Source organism: Photorhabdus hindustanensis (assembly GCF_002968995.1).
GTDB lineage: Bacteria > Pseudomonadota > Gammaproteobacteria > Enterobacterales > Enterobacteriaceae > Photorhabdus > Photorhabdus akhurstii.
Genome location: NZ_PUWT01000067.1, coordinates 1 through 21712, shown reverse-complemented (window position 1 = coordinate 21712; position 21712 = coordinate 1). Strand labels below are relative to the sequence as shown.

15 protein-coding genes are annotated in these 21712 nt (G+C 39.5%); all 15 read left to right on the top strand.

Translation table 11 applies throughout. The features are described from left to right. Positions 1 to 53 precede the first annotated feature (53 nt). Positions 54 to 797 carry an ABC transporter ATP-binding protein gene (locus C6H66_RS20825; protein WP_248000767.1) on the top strand — a complete coding sequence of 248 codons (744 nt, stop codon included), beginning with the start codon at positions 54 to 56 and terminating at the stop codon, positions 795 to 797. Beyond that, positions 790 to 2004, top strand: coding sequence for an ABC transporter permease (locus C6H66_RS20820; protein ID WP_422615627.1), 1215 nt, complete (start codon positions 790 to 792; stop codon positions 2002 to 2004). Before C6H66_RS20825 ends, C6H66_RS20820 begins: the two co-directional genes overlap by 8 nt. Next, the gene (locus C6H66_RS20815; RefSeq protein ID WP_105396598.1) at positions 1997 to 3475 is read left to right on the top strand and encodes a TolC family protein; all 1479 of its coding nucleotides are present in this window, start codon (positions 1997 to 1999) and stop codon (positions 3473 to 3475) included. Before C6H66_RS20820 ends, C6H66_RS20815 begins: the two co-directional genes overlap by 8 nt. A 43-nt stretch (positions 3476 to 3518) precedes the next feature. Continuing rightward, a complete protein-coding gene (locus C6H66_RS20810; RefSeq protein WP_105396608.1) occupies positions 3519 to 4742 on the top strand; it encodes an efflux RND transporter periplasmic adaptor subunit in 1224 nt (407 codons plus the stop codon). Between the two features lie 280 nt (positions 4743 to 5022). Further along, positions 5023 to 5511, top strand: coding sequence for a hypothetical protein (locus C6H66_RS20805; RefSeq protein WP_105396597.1), 489 nt, complete (start codon positions 5023 to 5025; stop codon positions 5509 to 5511). 295 nt (positions 5512 to 5806) lie between these two features. Next, a complete protein-coding gene (locus C6H66_RS20800) occupies positions 5807 to 11131 on the top strand; it encodes an RHS repeat-associated core domain-containing protein (protein WP_105396596.1) in 5325 nt (1774 codons plus the stop codon). A 374-nt stretch (positions 11132 to 11505) separates the two neighbouring features. Then, the gene (locus C6H66_RS20795) at positions 11506 to 11961 is read left to right on the top strand and encodes a hypothetical protein (protein ID WP_105396595.1); all 456 of its coding nucleotides are present in this window, start codon (positions 11506 to 11508) and stop codon (positions 11959 to 11961) included. Positions 11962 to 12347: 386 nt separating this feature from the next. Beyond that, positions 12348 to 13412, top strand: a complete 1065-nt coding sequence (gene zapE, locus C6H66_RS20790; RefSeq protein WP_105396594.1) for a cell division protein ZapE — start codon at positions 12348 to 12350, stop codon at positions 13410 to 13412. Between the two features lie 42 nt (positions 13413 to 13454). After that, the gene (locus tag C6H66_RS20785) at positions 13455 to 14201 is read left to right on the top strand and encodes a sulfite exporter TauE/SafE family protein (RefSeq protein ID WP_036775912.1); all 747 of its coding nucleotides are present in this window, start codon (positions 13455 to 13457) and stop codon (positions 14199 to 14201) included. A 33-nt stretch (positions 14202 to 14234) separates the two neighbouring features. Beyond that, on the top strand, positions 14235 to 15761 hold the full coding sequence (locus tag C6H66_RS20780) for a 4-hydroxyphenylacetate 3-hydroxylase family protein (RefSeq protein WP_105396593.1): 1527 nt from the start codon (positions 14235 to 14237) through the stop codon (positions 15759 to 15761). Positions 15762 to 15959: 198 nt separating this feature from the next. After that, positions 15960 to 17000 carry an aromatic ring-hydroxylating dioxygenase subunit alpha gene (locus C6H66_RS20775; protein ID WP_219847631.1) on the top strand — a complete coding sequence of 347 codons (1041 nt, stop codon included), beginning with the start codon at positions 15960 to 15962 and terminating at the stop codon, positions 16998 to 17000. Positions 17001 to 17025: 25 nt separating this feature from the next. Beyond that, positions 17026 to 18381, top strand: a complete 1356-nt coding sequence (locus tag C6H66_RS20770) for a diaminobutyrate--2-oxoglutarate transaminase family protein (protein WP_105396592.1) — start codon at positions 17026 to 17028, stop codon at positions 18379 to 18381. Positions 18382 to 18405: 24 nt separating this feature from the next. Next, on the top strand, positions 18406 to 19710 hold the full coding sequence (locus C6H66_RS20765; protein ID WP_105396591.1) for a SidA/IucD/PvdA family monooxygenase: 1305 nt from the start codon (positions 18406 to 18408) through the stop codon (positions 19708 to 19710). 140 nt (positions 19711 to 19850) lie between these two features. Further along, positions 19851 to 20456, top strand: a complete 606-nt coding sequence (locus tag C6H66_RS20760; protein ID WP_105396590.1) for an FMN-binding negative transcriptional regulator — start codon at positions 19851 to 19853, stop codon at positions 20454 to 20456. A gap of 873 nt (positions 20457 to 21329) precedes the next feature. Further along, positions 21330 to 21712, top strand: a 383-nt coding sequence (locus C6H66_RS26125; protein ID WP_181150254.1) for a hypothetical protein, incomplete at its 3' end; no start/stop codon positions are given.

Sequence of the window (21712 nt, the reverse complement as noted above, 5' to 3'; positions counted from 1 at the left end):
CCTGCTAAGCAACCCAGTGGAGTCAGTAATACGTTTAATGGATGCCAAAAACGATGAATAAATCAGACATGACAATCACGACTTCCCCATGTCAGGAAGCATTGATTCACATGGAAAATATTTGTCGATCTTATCGTATGGGGGAAAAATATTACCCAGTGCTTGATAAAATATCATTCACTATCATGCGCGGACAAAGTTGTGCGATTGTCGGCGCTTCCGGCTCGGGTAAAAGTACTCTACTCAATATTCTTGGTTTACTGGATCAACCCACTTCTGGCTATTTTCAGTTTAGGGACGTTAATATAACAAATGTTACTCCTAATGAACGGGCGAAAATAAGAAATCAGGAAATTGGTTTCGTGTTTCAGAGTTTCAATTTACTTCCCAGAATGCAGGCGTTAGATAATGTCGCGCTACCACTATTATATCGCGGATATTCTCGTTCTCTAGCTCGGCAGGAGGCGAAATACCAGCTTGAGTTGGTTGGTCTGGCTGGCCGTATTTACCATCGTCCGGCTGATCTCTCCGGGGGACAGCGGCAACGTGTCGCCATTGCCAGAGCCTTGGTCGGTAAGCCTTCTCTGATTCTGGCGGATGAACCGACAGGCAATCTCGATAGTGCGACGGCACGAGATATCATGGCGCTTCTGCTGTCATTGAACCGTGAGCAAGGGGTTACGTTGGTCATGGTTACGCATGATGAAGCCATAGCCAAAAACATGCAGCGCTGTCTCTATGTTAACAACGGGCGGCTTTCCGAAACCGATCTGTGGCTGGGTAGCCCTAATGCTTAATGTGAATTCTGGTCGCTATGGTTTTTCCTTCACGCAAGCCCTGCGAGAATCACTGGGTAGCCTGCGCCTGTTAGGCAGGCGCTCCTTGCTTGCTTTGCTTGGTATTGCAGTCGGATGTGCTTCGGTCATTGCACTTCTAAACATCGGTCATAACGCTGTTAATGAAGCTATCAGCACTTTTAAAAGTATGGGAAGCAATATTTTGGTTGCTCATTTTGCTTTCATTCCCGGCGTTGATGTCAAACCCGCGCCCTCTACGCTGGATACTCAGGCGCTGACTCGTACAATACCGACTATCACACATGCTGCGCCCATCACGTTATATTCGACTCGTGTACGCTTTCACGGGCAAGGGGTCGATACGAATATTACCGGTACATCCTCTGATCTGGCTGCGGTGCTGGATTTACAGATCGAGCAGGGGCGTTTCCTATCGGACTATGATCGCCAAACAACCTATGCCGTGCTTGGCGCGGATATTGCCAAACAATTAAAAGTAGCCAATCAACCTATTCGAGTAGGCAGTCAATTGCAAATTGGGGAATATCTGTTTGAAGTGATAGGCATTCTTGCGGCTCAGGGGCCGAACCCTTTACTCCCCGGCTCTATTGATCATTCCATCATACTGCCCATTGAAGCAATGCGACGGTTGCGGTCTGCGCCAGAAGTTGGCAGCGTCATTGCCAGAGCGCGTGACACAACAACGCTAAGCAGTGATGCGGTGTCGTTACGTGACTACCTTGTTTCATTATCAAAAGGTCGTCGTGTCGAAGTTGAGATCCCGAAACAATTGCTTGATGGATTGACGCGTCAGGCAAGGACATTCTCCTATTTGCTCGCGGGTTTAGGGGGAATTTCGTTGCTGGTGGGAGGAGTGGGCGTGATGAATGTCATGCTGATGAATGTTTCGGAACGCAGGCGTGAAATTGGTGTTCGTATGGCTTTGGGCGCTCGGCCTGTTGATATTGGTATGCTGTTTATGTTGGAGGCTGCCATTCTGTCCATTGCCGGCGCAATGATTGGTTCATTGTTGGGGGTTGCGGCAGGATACCTATTTGTAAAATTTTCGGGCTGGGTATTTACGTTATCCCTATTCTCTTTGCCTCTGGGTATCGCCAGTTCATTAGTGATCGGCCTGTTTTTCGGTATCAATCCGGCATTAGCGGCGGCCAGATTACAACCTGTAGAGGCGCTTCGTGATGATTAGCCAAGTTTTTCAACGTGTTATTGGCATCATCATTGCCCTGATAATAGCCGCGTCCGTCAAACAGGCTTTAGCGGAGCCGTTGAATCCATCACAGGCAACCATGCCTGCGACGAAGACAATTTCGCTTAATCAGCAAACCATTGGTCTGACGCTCAGTGATGCAATCTATTTAGGGTTACGAAACAATCGTTCGATTCGCAGCGCTTATCTGGATCGGATTGCGCAGAAATTCGATTTACGCGTTGCTGAGGACCGTTTTACGCCTAAGTTGCTGATTAATAGCCGTTATACCGCTACCCGTAATCAGAGCGATCGTTATCGCCAAAGTGAGATTACCCCCACCTCTACGCTGCTTGGAGAATATGGCGCTCGATTTAGTTTGTCTTGGACAAATCGGACGACGTGGGCAGACAATGCGGGTCGTAGCCGTAATGATGGTGTTTCATTCTCGGTTATTCAGCCTCTGCTGCGTGGCGCCGGCAAAGATATAGCTACAGCGCCTGTGCGCCTCGCTCAATTGATGGAGCAGACAAATCGTTTGAACCTAAAAGCGACGGTATCCCAGACTATCACGCAAATTATTATGGCTTACCGTGAATTGTTGCGTGCTCAAGAACAATTACAAATCGCCCGTGATGCTCTGGAGCGTTCGCGTCAACTGTTGGAAGTTAACAAAGCGATGATCTCCGCGGGCAGAATGGCTGCTTTTGAGGTTGTCCAGACCGAGGCTGACGTTGCAATGCAGGAACTGGCTGCGGAGGAAGCGGCTAATCAATTGGATACCAGTCGTTTGGAACTACTGCGTTTGCTTGCCTTAGACTTACAAACTCAGGTGAAGGCGACTGATAGATTGGAAGCTAAACGCGTAGATATTAACCTGCTACAGGCGCAGAATTTAGCACAAGAGCAGCAGCCATCGTATCTTACTCAATTGATTACTGCGGAACAGGCTGCAATTAACCTGACAGTTGCCCGTAACGAACGCTTATGGGATGTCTCTTTGGTTGGTGGAGCCAGCCAGATACGAGATCGAACAGGGTCAAATAGTTCCCGTAATTGGGAAAATTACGCCGGTGTTCAGGTAGAGATACCCATTGGTGATTTGAGTCAGCGTCAGGCGGAAGTGCGGGCGCGGGTTGATGTTCAGAATCAGGACATTCGTCTTGCTGAGGCGAAACAGTCACTGGAACGTAATGTGGGTAATGCGGTGCGCGATATTGGCACGCGTTGGCGTCAATATGAGATCGCACAACGTGCCAGGGATCTCTCCTTGCGCAAGCTAGAAATTGAACGTGAAAAATTGACGGTGGGCCGCTCCAGCAACTTTCAAGTATTGAGCTTTGAAACCGATTTGCGCAATGCCGAGAATGTTCGTCTCAATGCGTTGATCACCTACTTAAATGCACAAGCGGAGTTGGACGAAACATTGGGCACCACATTAGGGAGTTGGGATATTGCGCTTAACGACTAATATCAAGGGACTTGCTCGTTCCAAATATAAAACTCGTTGGCTGATGACACTTGCTGTTGCATTAGTCGTTGGGGCTACCATTGCTTATATTTTCCTCTCTTCCTCAACGGATACATCATCACCGCAGCGGTGGGTACATGTTGAACCTCAATTACTGGAAAATCGTCTTGGGTTAGTTGGCCGCATTCAGGCAGCGACCAGTTTGACGGTCGCGGCGCCATTTGATGGCGTTATTGCCGAAGTGATGGTAACTGAAGGCCAGCGCGTTAAGCGCGGGCAACCGCTGTTGAGTCTTGATACAACACAGTTGGACATTCAGTTGCGGCAGGCGCTCACGGAACTGTTGAAAGCCCAGAAAACCGTACAAGATTTGGTGGGGTGGGAGAACAGCCCGGATGTCGCTAGGGTACGTAGAACGTTAACCAATGCGCAGTTAAGTTTGAGCGATACCGAACGCAAGTTAATTGATACTCGGGCTTTGTTCGAGCGTGGCATTGTTCCCCGTATGGAGGTTGATACGCTGGAGCAGCAGGTCAGAGTCCAACAGCTTGATTTGGCTGCCGCTAAGACGGAACTGAGTATTGTTCTTGATAAGGGCGCTGGGGAGAATCGCCAAATTGCTGATATGGAATTAGCGAATGCCCAATCGCGTCATCGAGCGCTTCAAGCCCAGCAAGCGCAACGTGAATTGATTTCTCCTTTTGATGGCATTGTTATTCGCCCTCAGGTACCGGAATCAGATAAGGGAATCTTTATTCAAAAGGGGACACGTGTCACTCAGGGAACACCTCTGTTAGGAGTGATTAATTTGGAACAAATTCAGGCGGTGGCGCGTATTGAGGAGGCCGACCTTCATCAAGTATATGAAGGAATGCCGGTTGAGATCACCGGTGATGGTTTTGCCGGGCTAGCTCTGCGGGGGAAAATTAAGACAATTGGTGTACAGGGGAATTCAAAGGAAATGCAGGGAGCGGGTGTGACCTATGATCTATTAGTGGCGATTGATCCTTTGACTTCTGAACAGCGGCAGCGTATCCGGCTGAATATGAGTGCGAAACTGGCTATTGTCACCTATCGCAATGAACGTGGATTGGCCGTGCCAGCGGAGGCATTACATATCGGCTCTGATGGACGAACTTTCGTTAACTATCGCCGTGAATTAAACGCACAAACTCAGCAAATTATAGTGACGCCGGGGCATGCCGTTCCTCAAGGCGTAGAGGTGAGCGGGTTGGAAGCTGGCTATATTGAAATCCCCGTACAGTGATGACTAATTCGAATTAAGTGCAGACATAATCAATTATATCCCGTTTGCCGTTGACAATAGTCTACGGTGCTGGATATGGCTTTGCTGTTTTTCGGTAGACAAAATGTGCTCTCGATAATACTTTCTTGATTTTTTGATATAGATCAAATTTCATATTTGCGCTGATGAGAATATATTACTTTAATTAGATATTAATTGGCATAGACTTTTTCTAACAGCAAACATGAATATATAGCTATTCAAAATATTAATTAAATAATGAAACTTTGAGGTAGACATTATGAGTATTATTCGTCATTCGCTATCGGTTATTTCATTCGTCGCTCTGATTCATCTATCTGGACATGCATACGCATTTGGTTTGCCTGAAAATAATATCCCAACTTCTCATGATCCAGCTTGTTGGACCGTCTCGAATCAAATTCAATTTGATCGATTGATGAAAGAGATGGAATCAGTTGATGGCGATTCTGAGAGAGAAAAGAGAGAAATTGTGCGGCAGATAGGGAAATATGCTACTCCGAAAAAAATCCATATAGATGTTAAGGTAATTCAGGAAAAACCGGGGGATAAGATTAAACTCGATGCCAGCGGCTCTACGGTACCCAGTGGAAATATCGGATATAATTGGAATAAAAAAGGGCCAGACCAAGTTATCATTGAAGTCGCTCCAGGTAGTTCAAGGACTTATTATCAACAGAGTGTTCAAATTATTGATAAAACCTGTGGGATTTATAATGCAACGATGATTAATGTACATTCAAAATAGTGATTGCTACTAATTATTAAATATCGTTATTTTCTCATCAATACGTTAATTAATTCTTGACGAATATTATATTTGTTTAATTAAATAATATCTGTGTTTGAATTGAGGATTTTCATTCAAATCATGAGGTTTTATTTATATAAATATTCGTCTTTTATCAGGTTTTATTATTCTCTATCAGACAAAAAGCGTTGTGCGAAATACACGGAATTATCTTTCCAGTAAGAGTATATCCGGGAATTTATCTATGTACTCTAGGTACATATACTATCATTAATATTAAGGATTTATAATCATGTCCACAAGAACACATAGCGGTAAGGTAAATTTTCATAGTTATATTGAAAGCGGGGTTGATACTCGCACGGGGACTTTTTCTTCAAATATATGTCTCTCAAGCCTCATAGAAACTCAATTTGATATTCGACTTCTCTATTCACCATTAAATCAGAAAAATGTTGGGCTAGGAAAGGGATGGCGAATCCCAGTGACAGTCTATAATGAAGACAAAAAACTGCTTGCTCTGGCTGATGGTAGATTATTTCATGTGGCTGAGAAAAAAGGCGCTCTCATATTAGAAGGGGGTATTGGTGATGTGTTCTTTGAGAAAATAGATAAATTCTATAAAGTCACTTATCGTAACACTGGGATGATTGAATTACTTAAAATAAGTGATTTTAGTGATAACAAACCTTGTGTATTTCGTAGTTCGTCTTTGGGGGAAATATTAGAATTTAATTGGCATAAAGAGGGTAAAGAAGTTAAATTAACCGGTATAAACAGATATACCGATACGCAAGAGATAAAGAAATCATTGGTCACTATTTCCTATTCAAACGAAAAAGTGTCCCTGCTAGTTTTCCCTGATAGTAATGAAAAAAAGGAATTTAACCTGACTATAAATAATAGTCTCCTGACTGGAATAGAAAATGCTTCATTCAGCACACCATTAAAATGGAAATTATCCTACACTGAATTGTCAAATAAGAGTTCAGAGAAGACAGCTTATCTTACAGAAATTGTTTCTCCGCTAAATAAGATAGAAACCGTTTCATATGAAGACGATGGTCGTAATAGCTTTAAAGTCTGTTTTCATAAGATTGCAGACGGAACGGGAAAAAGTGAAGCTATTTGTACATATTATAGTTATGAAGTGAGTTATAATTCATATTATGATGGTAATAACGATAATATGCTCTCTTATGGTTACTCAATTGGTTCTCCATTGGGTTCCCCTATGTATATCACCACAGTTCAAAAGCAAAAACATAACTATTCACGTTTATATAGTAAAACAATTTATATTTACAATGCTCTTTATCTTGAAGAGTTTAATTGTGATATTATTGGTTCCTATGATGAGAATATGAAACATGATAGAGACTCGATACAATATTATGATCCTATGTTGAGACGTGGAAGTAATATAGAAACTTATCTTAATGACCCAGGTATTATTAAGGCCAACATCAGTAAATATCTGGCAATTAAAGATAAGCCGTTTTCAGAGCAACCAGAATTTTTCTCTTTAAAGAAAGAAGAAAAAACAGTCTATTTTGAGTATAAAGATAATAGTAATTCATTGAAAAATATAGGAAATAGTGACATAAATAGGAAGGTGAAACTAGGAAAAATAGAGATAATAGAAACTGGAGTAACATTAAAATCGATAGAAAATAATACTATTGATTCTGTCTCAATATTAACAACCCGATTTGAATATGATAATGAGGGGCGCATTATAAAGAAAGAGCATCCCGATGGTAGTATTGATAATTATAGTTATTTTAAAGGAAAGACACTGCTTTTGGAGACGGAAAAGCATATCCCCTCCTCTAATAAAGGTAATGAGAAAACGTATATAAAGAAATATATTTATGATAGTTTTCCGGTGAAAGAGAAGAAAGGCTTTCCTGTTAATCTTGGTAATTGTGATTTAATGGCGTGTATGTTGATGCAACATACAGATGATAAATCTGGTGTAGCCACATACGAAATTAATCGGGCATTTTATATAAATAATCCTTCTCATTTTAATCATGGAAAATTGGAAAAATCAATTGATTATCTGATTAATGATAAGCTGTTATTGGGCAATGTTAAATCTTCCTCTGAAATTGATAATTTAGTCAGTAAAGATGCAAAAATTAACGCTGTATCATATAAATATTCATTTTATGAGGGTAACCTCAAAGCAGTGATGACGTTTACCGGGCATGATGGAAAAAACTCTATGACTGAAAAAGTGATTTCTATTCAGACGGGTTTAACGTTAAGTGAAAAAGATAAATATGAAAATATATCTGAATATGAATGGGATGCGTTATCAAGACTGAAAAAGATCAAAAATAATCCTAAAAAGGAATTTAGTACAACAGAAAGCTATGATCATGGGATTATTATAAATGATGATTATACTACGGTTTTTAAAGAGAAAGTCGATAATGCCAGATTTGCAGGATATATCATGCATACTAATGCACAAGGTGTGAAAGTTCTGACTGGTCATGATGTATTTAATCGAGAGGTACAGATATGGAAATCTTCCCCAGAGAAAGGTCAGAATAAGTGGCTGTTGGTGTGTGATAAACAATATGATGAAAATTTCCTTGTTACGGTTGAAAAGAGATTTGATTTATTACCAGACGTAAAATCAGGGGATATTATTGTCACTGAGGATATTTACAGAACCTATTATATTTCACCATTCTGTTATTTCAATTTACATAGACGTCATGATCAACAATTCGATATAACGTATACTTTCATCAATGAGGTCAAGAAAACACGGAAAACTATTTATATTGACTCAATTAATATTGATGATAAACATGAAGTGACCGAAGATTATATTCTATCGTTGTTGAAAAAATATCAGAGATCATCATTTGTCCGTTATGACTCTACTAGTTTTGACTCTCTTAATTATAATTACCCAATACAAGAGAATAACAAGGATGATGAATCAAGACTTTGTATACCGGCTATTATGCTGAAATCAGGGAAAGATATTGCGTGGTTTACCGAAGAAACTTTCGATAGTCATGGCAATGTGATTAAGAATAACCGATATACATTGGATTCTGAGGTTAAGGATGAAAAAAACAAGAGTTACGCTTTTAAACTTAAGATTGAAGATGATGAAATTGAGGATGAAGATGAGATTGTCAGGAAATTAATTCTATCACCAATATTATATTCTGCTACAGAGCATCAATATGGTACCAATAATAAGCTTATTTCGTTGACTGATGAAATAGGAAACAAAACAGATTTTATTTATGATATCTACCACCGTGTAATAGAGGTTATACAACCGAATGGTGTGAAAATTAATAAACAATATGCTCCCCATACAGATAAGGAACTTGTCACAAAAATTAGTATCACCAATGCGAATAAAACATTTATTCCTGGCAGTCAAAAATTTGACTCTCTTGAGCGTTTGATTGAGGTAAATAATGGTGGTCGTATTCAGAAATATACTTATAAAGATTTATCTCCAGTTCCAGATACAATGATCAAACCGGATGGAACGATATTGCAATATCAAAATATCCATGAGCTTGGTGATGTGATTAAATCAATTAAAGGTGGTAATATTGACCACCAATTTGATTATGACAAAACAACCGGTCAGCTTAAGTGTTACAAAGATCAAAGTGGCTATATTAGCCAATTAACTTATGATGGTCTGGGTAATATTACTGGGGAAAACATTACTCCTATTGCAGAAGGTGTTGAGCAATCCTTATCTCAAACATTTTCTGTAGGCGATAAATGTATTGAACATAATGATATTACTGGTAAGAAACAGAGACATTTTTATAATGTACAAGGGAAACTTATTAAAGTCGTTGATGATGATATCGAGACTGAGATGGAATATGCAGCCTTTGATCGATTGGTGCGCCAAAGTGTATTAAATAAACGTGATCAGACTAAATTAGTGATGGAATTTGGTTATGATATATTTGGTCGTGAAATTTCCCGCACGATAACCCCATCAGGACAGGCTGATAAGACGTTGACTATGACACAACGTTGGCATAAAAACGACCAGTTGGCATCACGTATGATATGTAATGGCACAATCGTACTGCGCGATGAAACCTTCAAATATAATTCACTCAACATGTTGGTGGAATATATTTGTACCGGCGATGAATTACCCCTTGATGGCTATGGGAAACCTATTTCCAAGTTGACATTGAGTTATGATGCGTTAGGCAATATTACCCAATGCATAACCCAATTTAATAGTGAACAGGATGAGGCTCGTTTTATCTATTCAAGTCCTCACGATCCCTGCCAATTGACGGAAGTTAGGCATACTCACAAAGATTATCCTGTGTTGATAACGTTGGAATACGATGCGAATGGTTGTATGACGAAGAACGAACAAGGTCAAACTCTGACTTATGATGCGCTTAATCGGTTAAAAACATTAAAAGCCGGGGAAGACATTTATCTCTATCACTATGATCCCCAAGGTAAACTGGTATCCCGCAGTAAGCTTGAAACCCGTAGAGAATGGTATTATCAACAGAATGCCAATTATCCGTTGTTGAGTAATGAGCTGACCGGGGAACTCAAAACTCGGGTGTCGCGTGTTTCAGAGCAGATTACCGGCATCATTATTTCTGGCCAGAAAGATGGCAAGCAGCAAGACGATGTATTGCTCATTGGTGCAGATGAAATGAACTCACCAATATTAACGCTGAATAAGGAAGGGAAAAGCAGTTTACTCAGCTATAGCCCGTTTGGTTCTTCCGCTACACCAATGATTATCGGATTTACCGGACAGATGGTCGATGATGTTAGCGGTGTTTATCATTTGGGTGAACGGCAATACAGTCCTTGTCTGTTCCGTTTTACAACACCTGACAGTTGGAGTCCCTTTGGTGACGGTGGGCCAAATAGTTATGCCTATATCGACCCAATTAATTGCCGTGATCCGCAAGGTCATATTTCCTGGGGAGGGATATTTGGGATTATTTTTGGTGTCATTACCGTTGTCGTTGGTGTTGTGACACTCGGTGCAGGATTGGCCGCAATGGCTGCCGCGGGTATGACTTTAGCTGTAGGCTTATCGGTCATCGGCGGTGTAGCAACCGTTGCTTCTGGCGGATTTGCCATTGCTGCTGGTGCAATTATGGATACCAACCCTGAACTTGCAGAAACATTCAGTTGGGTTGCATTTGGCCTTGGTGTTGTGGGCATGTGTGCGACTATGGGTGCAGGGTTTGCACAAGGGGCGGGAGCGACAATGATGAGGTCAGTCAGTTCGAATGCGCCCAGAATTGGCAGAATGGGGGGAAGGTATGTTGTACAAGAGAGAGTGTTAGGTAGTGTTTCCAGGGAATTATTAGGTCCTGTGACAAGCCGCTCAGGTGTGGCAATGGAAAGCCATTTTATGCTGACAGGTACGAGAATGGGAGGAGGAACTGCTGCTTCGATGATAGGGAGTGGACCAAGTGTGGGCAGTACGCTGTTTCTGGATATGCTCGGCAGTATTGCTGCTTCTGCCCCAGCCAGAATGATAGGGCTTACTGTAGGCATGGAGGCATTACTGGGATTGGGGCTGGCGGGATTCTGGCACTCAAAAAAGAGTAAATAGACCTAACTTATAGAAGGTAATAATTAAAACAAGCGTGCTGCTTAAAGGCAGTGCGCTTTGGCCTTGCTGTTAGACTAGGCAAAACCGCAGGTTATTGGCGGATTGCGAATGTTTTCCGTTATCAAATTATGGTTTTTTTAATTATCAAGCCGTTATTAATTCCTTAAGGTCAGAGTATTTGTCAATTTTATGACGGAGAACCTCTTACTCTTTTAAATAAGTTCTGCAAAGTGGTCTATATTAATAGGGACATAAAGTGGAAATTTGCTTTATGGGGTTGAACATATATTGTACGCAAAAATAAATTATAGAAAAGAAAGTTGTATTGAAACGCAGTAAGCCATTCCAAACAACATATAAGGAGAGTATCTAACATGTTAGTACGCAAATCGTTGTTGGCCCTGTTTGCAACTGCTTCCTTAACTGCCGCAGGTATTGCTTATGCAGGCCCGCCTGTAACAGTTACATTTAAGCATCTTGGTGCGCCTGGTAGCGCGGATGCTGTTTATACCGTTGTTACTAATAATGAAGTCGGTACCTATGTCAATGCGAAACCTCAGCCTAGAGCTAGCGTAAGGCAAGGTGAGTTTGATTTCTATAAGGTTGAAAGCCCGATTTCACCTGATGGAAATTATGCGATTGTACGATATAAAATTGGAAATAAGACTTGCGTTTTTTCGACTACTTTCGTTAACACATACGTCAATGGTGTTAAAATTCCAAAATGGAATAAAGGAGCAACGCCGAGTGGAGGCGCTGTTTGTAATGCAACCATTACTTATACTAATTTTCTTACCTACGAATGGTCAGTTGAATTCACGATGAAGTAGCAGAGGCGAGCCAGATACTTTATGGGATAATCTGGCTCATCATATTTTTCACTTGGTTTATTGAGAGTGAGATCATATTTTTTCAGTTAATTAATCTTTCCGTTGCATAATTGATGATAACAAGATCCTTAAAAAGAACTTGTTACTATTATCAAAAGCCTGTGAATTTATTGAAAAATGTGTCAAAGAACATAGTGGTATGACATTATTATTCCTATGTGATACATATGTGATAGGAATCATAAAAATCATAAAAACAACTTTAGGGTATTGTGTAGTTCCCTTTGTTGGTGTTTATTTATTTTAGGGAAAAATTTTCTAAAAATGGACTGCGATTTTATTAGTTTTTATTTTAATAAGTTAAACACTAAGGGTCTGGTTTATATATGGAAAAGCGAGCGAAAGGTATAGAGCTACAACAAGCTATTCAAAAAAAAGCTCAATTGTGTAAATACACGCTTGATAAATATCAAATATCTGTCGTCGAGAATATGGTATGTTTAATTAATACGATGCTTCGTCGCTTTTGGTTTAAACGTCCCTGTGTAAAGGGAATTTATATTTGGGGCCCGGTAGGAAGAGGGAAGAGTTTCATACTAGATGCTTTTTTCGAGGCGGCGCCTATAAAAAATAAACGTAGAGTCCATTTCCACCATTTCTTTCGTGAACTTCATCAATTAATGAACCTTCAAGCAGGAAAAAAGGATTTAATGGAAGCAACTTTACATACTCAGCTACAAAACTGCCAATTATTATGTTTCGATGAATTTCATCTGCATGATATTGGAGACGCAATGCTTATTAGCCGGCTTTTAAATTTTATCTTTCAGCGTGGTATAGTCTTGATAACGACTTCAAATTATCCCCCTAATGATTTACTGGCAAACCCCCTTTATCATGAGCGCTTTTTACCTGCTATTCAGCTAATTGAAAAAAATATGAAGATAGTTTCGATGGAGGGAGAAATTGATTATCGATGTCTGGTTGGCAATGATGTCGATCCTTTTTGCCAAGGTGCTTATGTTTGGCCTGGGAATGAAGAACAACGTATTAAGCTGTCTTTGCCAGAACGCCTTATGTCTACTATAGATCTAAAAGTTGGCTACCGTATATTGTCTGTATTATCTGCTGCCAATGGCATAATTCATTTGACTTTCCAAGATCTGTGCAGCAGTCCGACAGCGGTTATGGACTACCTGGCTTTAAGTGAACGCTATCAATGCTGGATTATTGAGGATATTCCTGAATTAGGTCAGGTTTCCTGTGCCGCTCAACAACGTTTTATTAATGTGGTCGATGTGCTTTATGACCAACGCTGTCAGCTTTATTTAATCGGTTGTCGCCCACTGGATGATAAAATGTTTGATGGTGTTGAACTGGCAGATATTTCGCGTACACGCAGCCGCCTTAGTCAATTGAAACAATATGGTTTGGGCTGTTCTATAGCGTGAATATGATCTCATTAACCACTTATAAAATAGGCTAAGAAAAAAATGTTGGATGCTTTAACTTACTCAAATTATGCCGTAATAGTCGGTGCTTTGTTGATTGCTTACATTATATTTGGAATTGCTGGTTTTGGTACGGCCTTAATTGCCAGCCCAGTACTAGCGTTATATATTCCGGTGGCTAAAATTGTTCCCTTGTTGGCACTACTAGATATGTTTGCCGCGATCGTTAATGTTAGTCGTGACGGACGTAAAGCCGATTGGAAAGAATTAAAACGCCTTGTTCCATTGATGATTTTCGGTAGCCTTATTGGTGCGGCTATATTACTTAAAACTAAACCTGAAATACTCTTGCTTGCCTTAGGTGTATTTGTTGTTCTCTATTCTGTCTACTCTTTGAGTGGCTTAAAACCAAATCGGAATTTTTCATCGACTGCTTCGTTCCCTTTCGGATTAATTGGCGGCGTATTCAGTGCATTATTTGGTAGCGGTGGTTTTCTATATGCGATTTATCTAAGCGGGCGGATTGAAAATAAAGAGGCTATGCGTATCACTCAAACAACGCTTATTGGTCTCAGTACATTAACGCGAGTAGTAATTTTTGGTTTAGCTGGCGTATATTTCGATACTGATTTGATTTTGTTGGTGTTGGTACTTGCTCCTGGCATGTTAGTTGGTATTACATTTGGTCGGTATATTACGCTGAGAATGTCGCGTGAGCAATTCTTGAAACTGGTTAATATTGTAGTATTAGTTTCTGGTGTGATGTTAATAGTTAAATATTTTTATTAATACTCAAGATAGAGAGTTATAAGGAGTAATAGTATGGCAAGTGTTGATAAGAATGAAATGATGACCGGTGAAGAATATCTTAGTAGCTTAGATGATGGGCGTGATGTATTAATATATGGGCAAAAAGTGTGTAATGTTACGACACATAAGGCATTCCGCAATAGCGCTTATTCGATATCTAGACTCTATGACGCGTTACATAATTCAGATTCTCAGGAGATATTAACCGATATTGATCCTGACGGCTATCGAACGCATCGGTATTTCATGCCGTCCAAGTCCGCTAAGGATTTATTAAAAGCACGAGATGCCATAGCACATTGGGCAAAATTAACCTATGGATTTATGGGAAGAACACCAGATTATAAAGCAGGGTTTACGGCTACGTTGCGTTCAACTCCTGAAATATATGGTTCGTTTAGTGATAACGCTCTGTCTTGGTATCGTAAAAGTGCGCGGAAGGTACTATTTCTTAACCACGTATTAGTTAATCCCCCTGTTGGCAGGGCTAAGAATGTTTCAGATATGAGAGATATTTATTTGCATGTCGAAAAGGAAACTGATGCGGGAATCATTGTCAAAGGGGTAAAAATGGTTGCGACGAGTGCGGCAATTTCAAATGCTACCTTTGTTGCACAAAACAGTGCCACTCATTATGAGAAGGGCAGGGAAGAGGATTTTGCTCTGTGTCTTATAGTGCCGATGAATTCCCCTAATTTAAAAATAATATGCAGAAAATCGTATGAATTGGCGGCATTAAGCCCGTTTGATAATCCTTTATCGAGTCGTTTTGACGAAAATGATTCGGTCTTGATTTTCAATGACGTTTTTGTTCCGTGGGAAAATGTATTGATTTATCGAGATATAGAGAGAGCACGAAATTTCTATTCAGTATCTGGTTTTCTTAATCGTTACCCTTTGCAGTCAGGTACAAGATTGGCCGTTAAAATGGATCTGATATGTGGGCTGTTTGCTAATGTTTTGAAATCCAATGGTTCAGATCAATTCAGAGGAGTCAGAAGTCATTTGGCTGATATTGTTGCTATACGCAACCTAATGTGGTCGTTAACAGAAAACCTTTGTCAAAATCCTGAAAAAAGAGATGACGGTTCTGTAATACCTAAATTGGATGCTGCCACAACGGTGAGATATTTCAGTACTCAAGTCATGTCACAGTTAAAACCTATATTCAACACGATCTTGGGAGGCTCGCCTATTATGCAAGTTTCAAGTTGGTTGGATATTGAAAATACGGAGATTAGGCCACTGATTGATTGCTATTATCAGGGCACTGACCAATCCGCTATTGAACGCCAGAAACTGATTAAACTTCTTTGGGATGCATTAGGCAGTGAGTTCGCCGGGCGTCATGAACTATATGAACATAATTATGCCGGTAATCATGAACAAATTCGCCTTGATATGCTGAAACATTGTGAAACCGCTGGAATAATGGATCAATGTAATGATTTAGTGAATCAATGTTTATCTGACTATGATTTGAATGGTTGGGTAGATAAAGGTTGGCGCTTTGATCCTAATAACATAGAAACATTATAGTCATATTATTTAAATCGTATTTCTATCAGCATTATTACACTATTTAAACTCCTATTATAGCCTATGGATTTCAAGTTGCATCGCGACGGCAAGGGAGCGAATCCCCGGGAGCATAGATAACTATGTGACTGGGGTGAGTGCAGCCAACAAAGAGGCAGCTTGAAAGATAACGGGTATATATTAATAGTGGAGGTTACGATGTTGTACTCAGGAAAATGGAATAGAGAGGAGCTTGATTATTGTGCTTTAAATAATCAATGGCATGTTGTTGCAGATTCTAAGGAGGTCAAAAATAATCGACCAAAAGCGATTCGTTTATTAGGTGAAGAATTGGTGCTTTGGCGAGATAATGAGAATAAAATACATGCATGGAAAGATTATTGTGGACATCGGGGCGCTAAACTATCATTAGGTTGTATTAAAAATGGGAATATTGAGTGCCCATATCATGGATGGCGATATGATGCTAAAGGGAACTGTACTTTTACACCCGCTCATCCGAATAATATCCCACCTTCGTCAAAGAGATTGATTTTCTGTCACTATGCAGAAGAAAAATATGGTTTTATATGGGTAAGCCTGTTAGAACCATTACGTCCTATTCCTTTCTTCCCTGAATGGGACAAGCCCAATTTCAGGAAAGTGGTTGCAGGCCCTTATTATTATAAAGCTAATGCGTTAAGGTCATTGGAAAACTTTATAGATGCCTCGCATTTTCCTTTTGTTCATGCCAATCTTAACGGCTTGCCTGATGCTCCAGAGGAGATAAAGAAATATACTGTTAATCAAGATGATCGTGGGCTCCACTCTTCTGAAATTAGCGTATTTCAACCTTATGGCGACCATCGGGGAATACCGGTTACTGCACGTTATTGCTACTCAGTACTCAATCCTACGACTGCTTATTTTGAGAAAAAGACCGGGGATATTGAGCGTTTTTGTACTTTCTTCAATGCGACCCCAGTTGATGAAGATAAATGTATTATATGGCTAATTGTTGCAATTAATTTTGGTCATGATCTCACATTGGAGCAGATACTTTCCAGACAAGATACCGTATTTGAACAAGACAGAATTATTGTTGAATCTCAACGACCAGTAAGATTGCCGCTTGATCCACGGCAAGAAATGCATCTCAGTAGTGATCGAATGGGGTTGGAATACCGTCGATGGTTAAAAATATTGGGGCTTAAAGCACGTGAAGTCATTCTCTCAGAAACAAGAGAATCTGATTTTTAATTTCCTATTTAAAAAAGGTATTAGAATGAATAATGATTTTAGATTATATCGACTTGTCGATCGCGAATCTAATGCGCGTACTTATTCGCGAAATATAGACAAGGTATTAAGTAAAGGGAAATTGTCTTATGTATATGACAATGAAAATAAAGAATATATTGACTGTTTAGCTTGTGCCGGCGCTTTACCACTTGGACATAATCATCCTTTTGTAAAGCAAAAAGTTATTGAGTTTTTGGAGTCTGGTCAATTACAGCAGGCTTTAGATATAGCAACCCCTGCGAAAATTAATTTTGTTGAACAGCTTTATCAAATATTGCCTCAAAGCTTTGCACATCAAGCAAAAATACAATTCTGTGGTCCAACGGGGACTGATGCGATAGAAGCAGCGTTAAAATTATTTAAAACAGCTACCGGGAGGCGTTCTATTATTGTATTTCAGGGGGCTTACCACGGTATGACTCATGGCGCACTTTCTTTGATGGGTAATTTGACGCCAAAGAGATCTGTGACAGGGCTTTCTGCTGAAATTCAGTTTCTACCTTATCCATATACTTTTCGTAGCCCCTTTGGTGCAAATACCAGTGTCAGCGAAACGGAGCGCTTGAGTCTTGTAAGCCTGGAAAATCTCCTTAGTGATCCAGAAAGTGGTATAACCAAACCCGCAATGGTGTTGGTTGAAGTTATTCAGGGGGAAGGTGGCTGTATTCCGGCGAGTGCTAATTGGTTACATCAGATCCGGGAAATAACCGCGCGACATGATGTTCCTCTGGTTATTGATGAAGTACAGACAGGAATTGGGCGTACGGGTGATATGTTTGCTTATGAATTTGCTGATATCACGCCTGATGCGATTATTCTTTCTAAAGCGATAGGGGGAGGATATCCGCTTGCTGTGCTTCTCTATCGAGACATATATGATCAGTGGTTGCCGGGTGCACATGCCGGTACATTTCGGGGTAATCAGATTGCTTTAGTCAGTGGCGCTGCTACCTTAGATTTCATCCAGCGAGAAAATCTTCTCGATCAGATTAACTATACAGGTAATCTCCTGAAAAACAGATTGCTTGAATTACAAGATGATTATCCTGCTATTGGTGATGTTCGTGGTCGGGGGCTTATGTTGGGTCTAGAATTGATTGATTTAAATTCCCCTCCTGATGCGCTTGGGCATCCTCTAGCTAATGGAAAATTAGCTCAAATGGTAAAAAAGTGTTGTTTTGATGCAGGCTTAATTATCGAAAGTGGAGGGCGGCAAAGTGCTGTTTTGAGGATGTTGCCTCCTTTGATCATTACTCCTCAAGACGTAAATAATATTGTAGAGCGTTTAAGAACAGCATTTTCTATTGCTTGCTCAAACTATAATTATCAGCCATCGTGAAGCAAAATAATTTAAGGAGAGATTATGAAAAACTCTTCATCAATTTATGATATCTTGGGTATTGGATTTGGGCCTGCTAATATTGCTTTATCTATTGCTTTAGAGGAATTAGCCCCGCATTTTTCAGTCCGGTTTATTGAGCGTCAACAAAGCGCATGTTGGCAGCCAGGAATGATGTTGCCAGGATCTGATATTCAAAATCATCCGCTGCGTGATTTGGTTACGCCAAGAAATCCCAAAAGTCATTATTCGTTCACCAATTTCCTTTATGAAACTGACCGATTATATCAGCACCTTAATTTACCTTTACATTATCCTTTGCGTTTAGAATATGCGCAATATATAAGTTGGGCGGCGAATTTTTTCAATGATCAGGTTGATTACGATTGTGAGGCGACAGAGATTTTTCCTGTTCTGGATGGCCAAAATGAATATATAGATCATTATTGTGTCAATACCGTTAAAGGAGATATCTATAGAGCGAGAAGTATTGTCCTTGCTCCCGGTCGTACTCCTTTCATACCTGAACCTTTTGATCAATTGAAAGATACGCGTGTTGTTCATCTTAACCATTATTTGCCTTCATTAGATCAGGCCAGGAAATACAGTAATTCTTTAAGCGTTGCGGTTATTGGCGGCAGTCAAAGCGCAGTAGAAATTCTATTACATGCGAGTACCCAAAATGATATCAAAAGACTCGTTGGCTTCACCCGGAATTTTGGATTTCGGCAGAAAGATACGAGTCCTTTCTCTGATGAGGTTTATTTCCCTGAATTTGTCGATACATTCTATGAAGCTACGCCGGAGAATAAAGCTCGTCTTCGTCGAGAATTGGTACATACGAATTATTCGTCGGCAGATATTGATGTTTTGAATCAACTGTATATTAAACAGTATGAAAATAAACTGTCACATCAAAATTCAATGCAGATATTAACTTGCAATGAAATAGTTGATTGCCGGAGTATTTCAAATGGTATACTGCTAAAAAGTCGAAACTTTATTAATAGCAATGAATTTGAAGAGTGTTTTGATTTAGTTGTACTTGCTACTGGATTCCTTGATTTAGGCACTGGAGAACGCCAGGAGCTTTGTCCTAAATTATTATTACCTATTAAGAAATTACTGACCAATCAGGGAGATATATTGTCTATAGGAAGAGATTACAGGGTGCAATATTTGACGAAGGGAGATTTTACCCCTATTTATTTAAATGGATTGTGTGAATCGACTCATGGTATGGGTGATGCTGGTTCATTTAGCTTGCTTGCATTGCGTTCTAAAACAATTGTCGATTCGTTAAATCAATATCTATCTCGAACCAGATGAGTATAAGGAATGTGCCTAACATTTTGTGCCAGAAATGATTGAATTGTCTATTGAGAGTAAAATATATAGTATTAAGGGTGGAAATATTATTTAAATAGACGTTGAAATTAATGAAGAGAATTTAGAGGATAATTAATATTATGAAAACTTTCCCGTTCCATTATCATGAATTCATTTGCAAAAATGTAGAATTATTATGGCGATTTATTGATGCATACCCTCTGGCATTAATAACGCGTTACATGAGCAATGGTTTCATTACCAGCCATATTCCTTTATTCCAAGGTGTTGATAAGATGTTATTCGGGCATACAGATCGTCGTAATCCTATGGTTAATGATCTCGTTTCATTTGAAGCTCATATTGTATTCATGGGACCATCCAGTTATATCCCTCCTGAAGCTTATAAGAATAGGCAGTTGCCTACGTGGAATTATACCGCAGTACATATGGATGCCAGTATTGATATTATTGTAGAATCTTCAATGAATTTAAATATTTTGCTAGAAACCAGTGAGCGTTTGGCTACTAGCAAAGATTCTTTCCGACCAGATAAGGAAGATCCTCGCGTAGTTAAGAATTTACCTGGAATTCTGGGGCTGAAAGTTGTACCGAAATACATTGAAGGTCGTTTTAAATTATCTCAGGATAAACCATTCGTTGATCATGAGTCAGCTATGCAGTGGCTGTTAGATAATAATCCATCGGAGTTTGATTCATTAATTAAAAGTTTAATCAATGGTTAGAGTTATTTTTATGATAAAAGAGTAAATAATATATTAATAACAATGAGGGTTATCATGCCTATAGTAAAGATAGACGAGATATTTAAACGGTAGTGCCTTGCCAGAAGCGCTATCATTATAAGATAGGGTTTAAGACCTGTAAATTTATGACCACGTTTGTCAAGACATATGCTAATGGCGTTAAAATTCTAAAATAGAATAAAGGAGCAACGCCGAGTGGAGGTGCTATTTATAATTCAACCATCACTTCTACTAATATTGCGACTTACACATGGTCAGTTGAATTTACTATCAAGTGGTGAATAGTGAGTCGGATTATCCATTAGAGATATCTGGCTCATTTTTTTTTTGACATTTTTTCTGATGTGGTGGCTGTTATTCAACCGGCTATTGTGATTTTTAATAGCTGATCTGATTTCGATGCGAAATATCTCGCTCTATTGCTATAACTATGTGAATCTTAGATTATCTATTAGCTATATTTTCTATCTTGAATTTTATGTTGATCATATAATTACGGACCACTATTATTAGGAGGGTTTTTTCTTTACTGTATGTTTAATGTAAATAACACAATATATGAACCATGTAGCACTAGGTTAAAAATAGAAAAACATACGGTAATCTAATTTGTTATTATAAATTAATGTTGAATGCTTATTTTTTTTAGTTTTAATTTTCTTTGGTATTTTATTGACGCACTATTGGTTCTGCACTATTTTTAAAGTTGAAAAGTGTGTTTATTTTTTATAAGTTTATGGATTATGGTGGTTGAATATGGATGTTCAGTAAATTAGTTAAGTTTTTTAGTTTAATATGATTTTCTATATTTATAACTTGGTGTGAATTCAACCTTATAAGGAATAATATATTATGATTGATCAAAACAATTCTAATAATATAGTTGCACCTAATGTAACGATTTCTGATGTAACTGTGTCTTCCATTCAAATTGCTCCAGAGATAGCCAGAAACAATGTTCATGTAGTAATTGTTGATGATAAAGGTGCTTCACGGGATTTTCTTTTGGATAATTCTGATGGTGGTTATCAAGGGAGTGGTGGTTTAATAGCTTTGATTCTTGCACATCTTAATTCAAAGAAAGTCACTATTAGAACTACCGGATATGAATATAATAAACATGGATATATCAACGGTGTATTAATTAAGGAGGATAAGGGATCTGGCGGCGGAACTGGTGGTGGAACTGGCGGCGGAACTGGCGGTGGAACTGGTGGTGGAACTGGCGGCGGAAC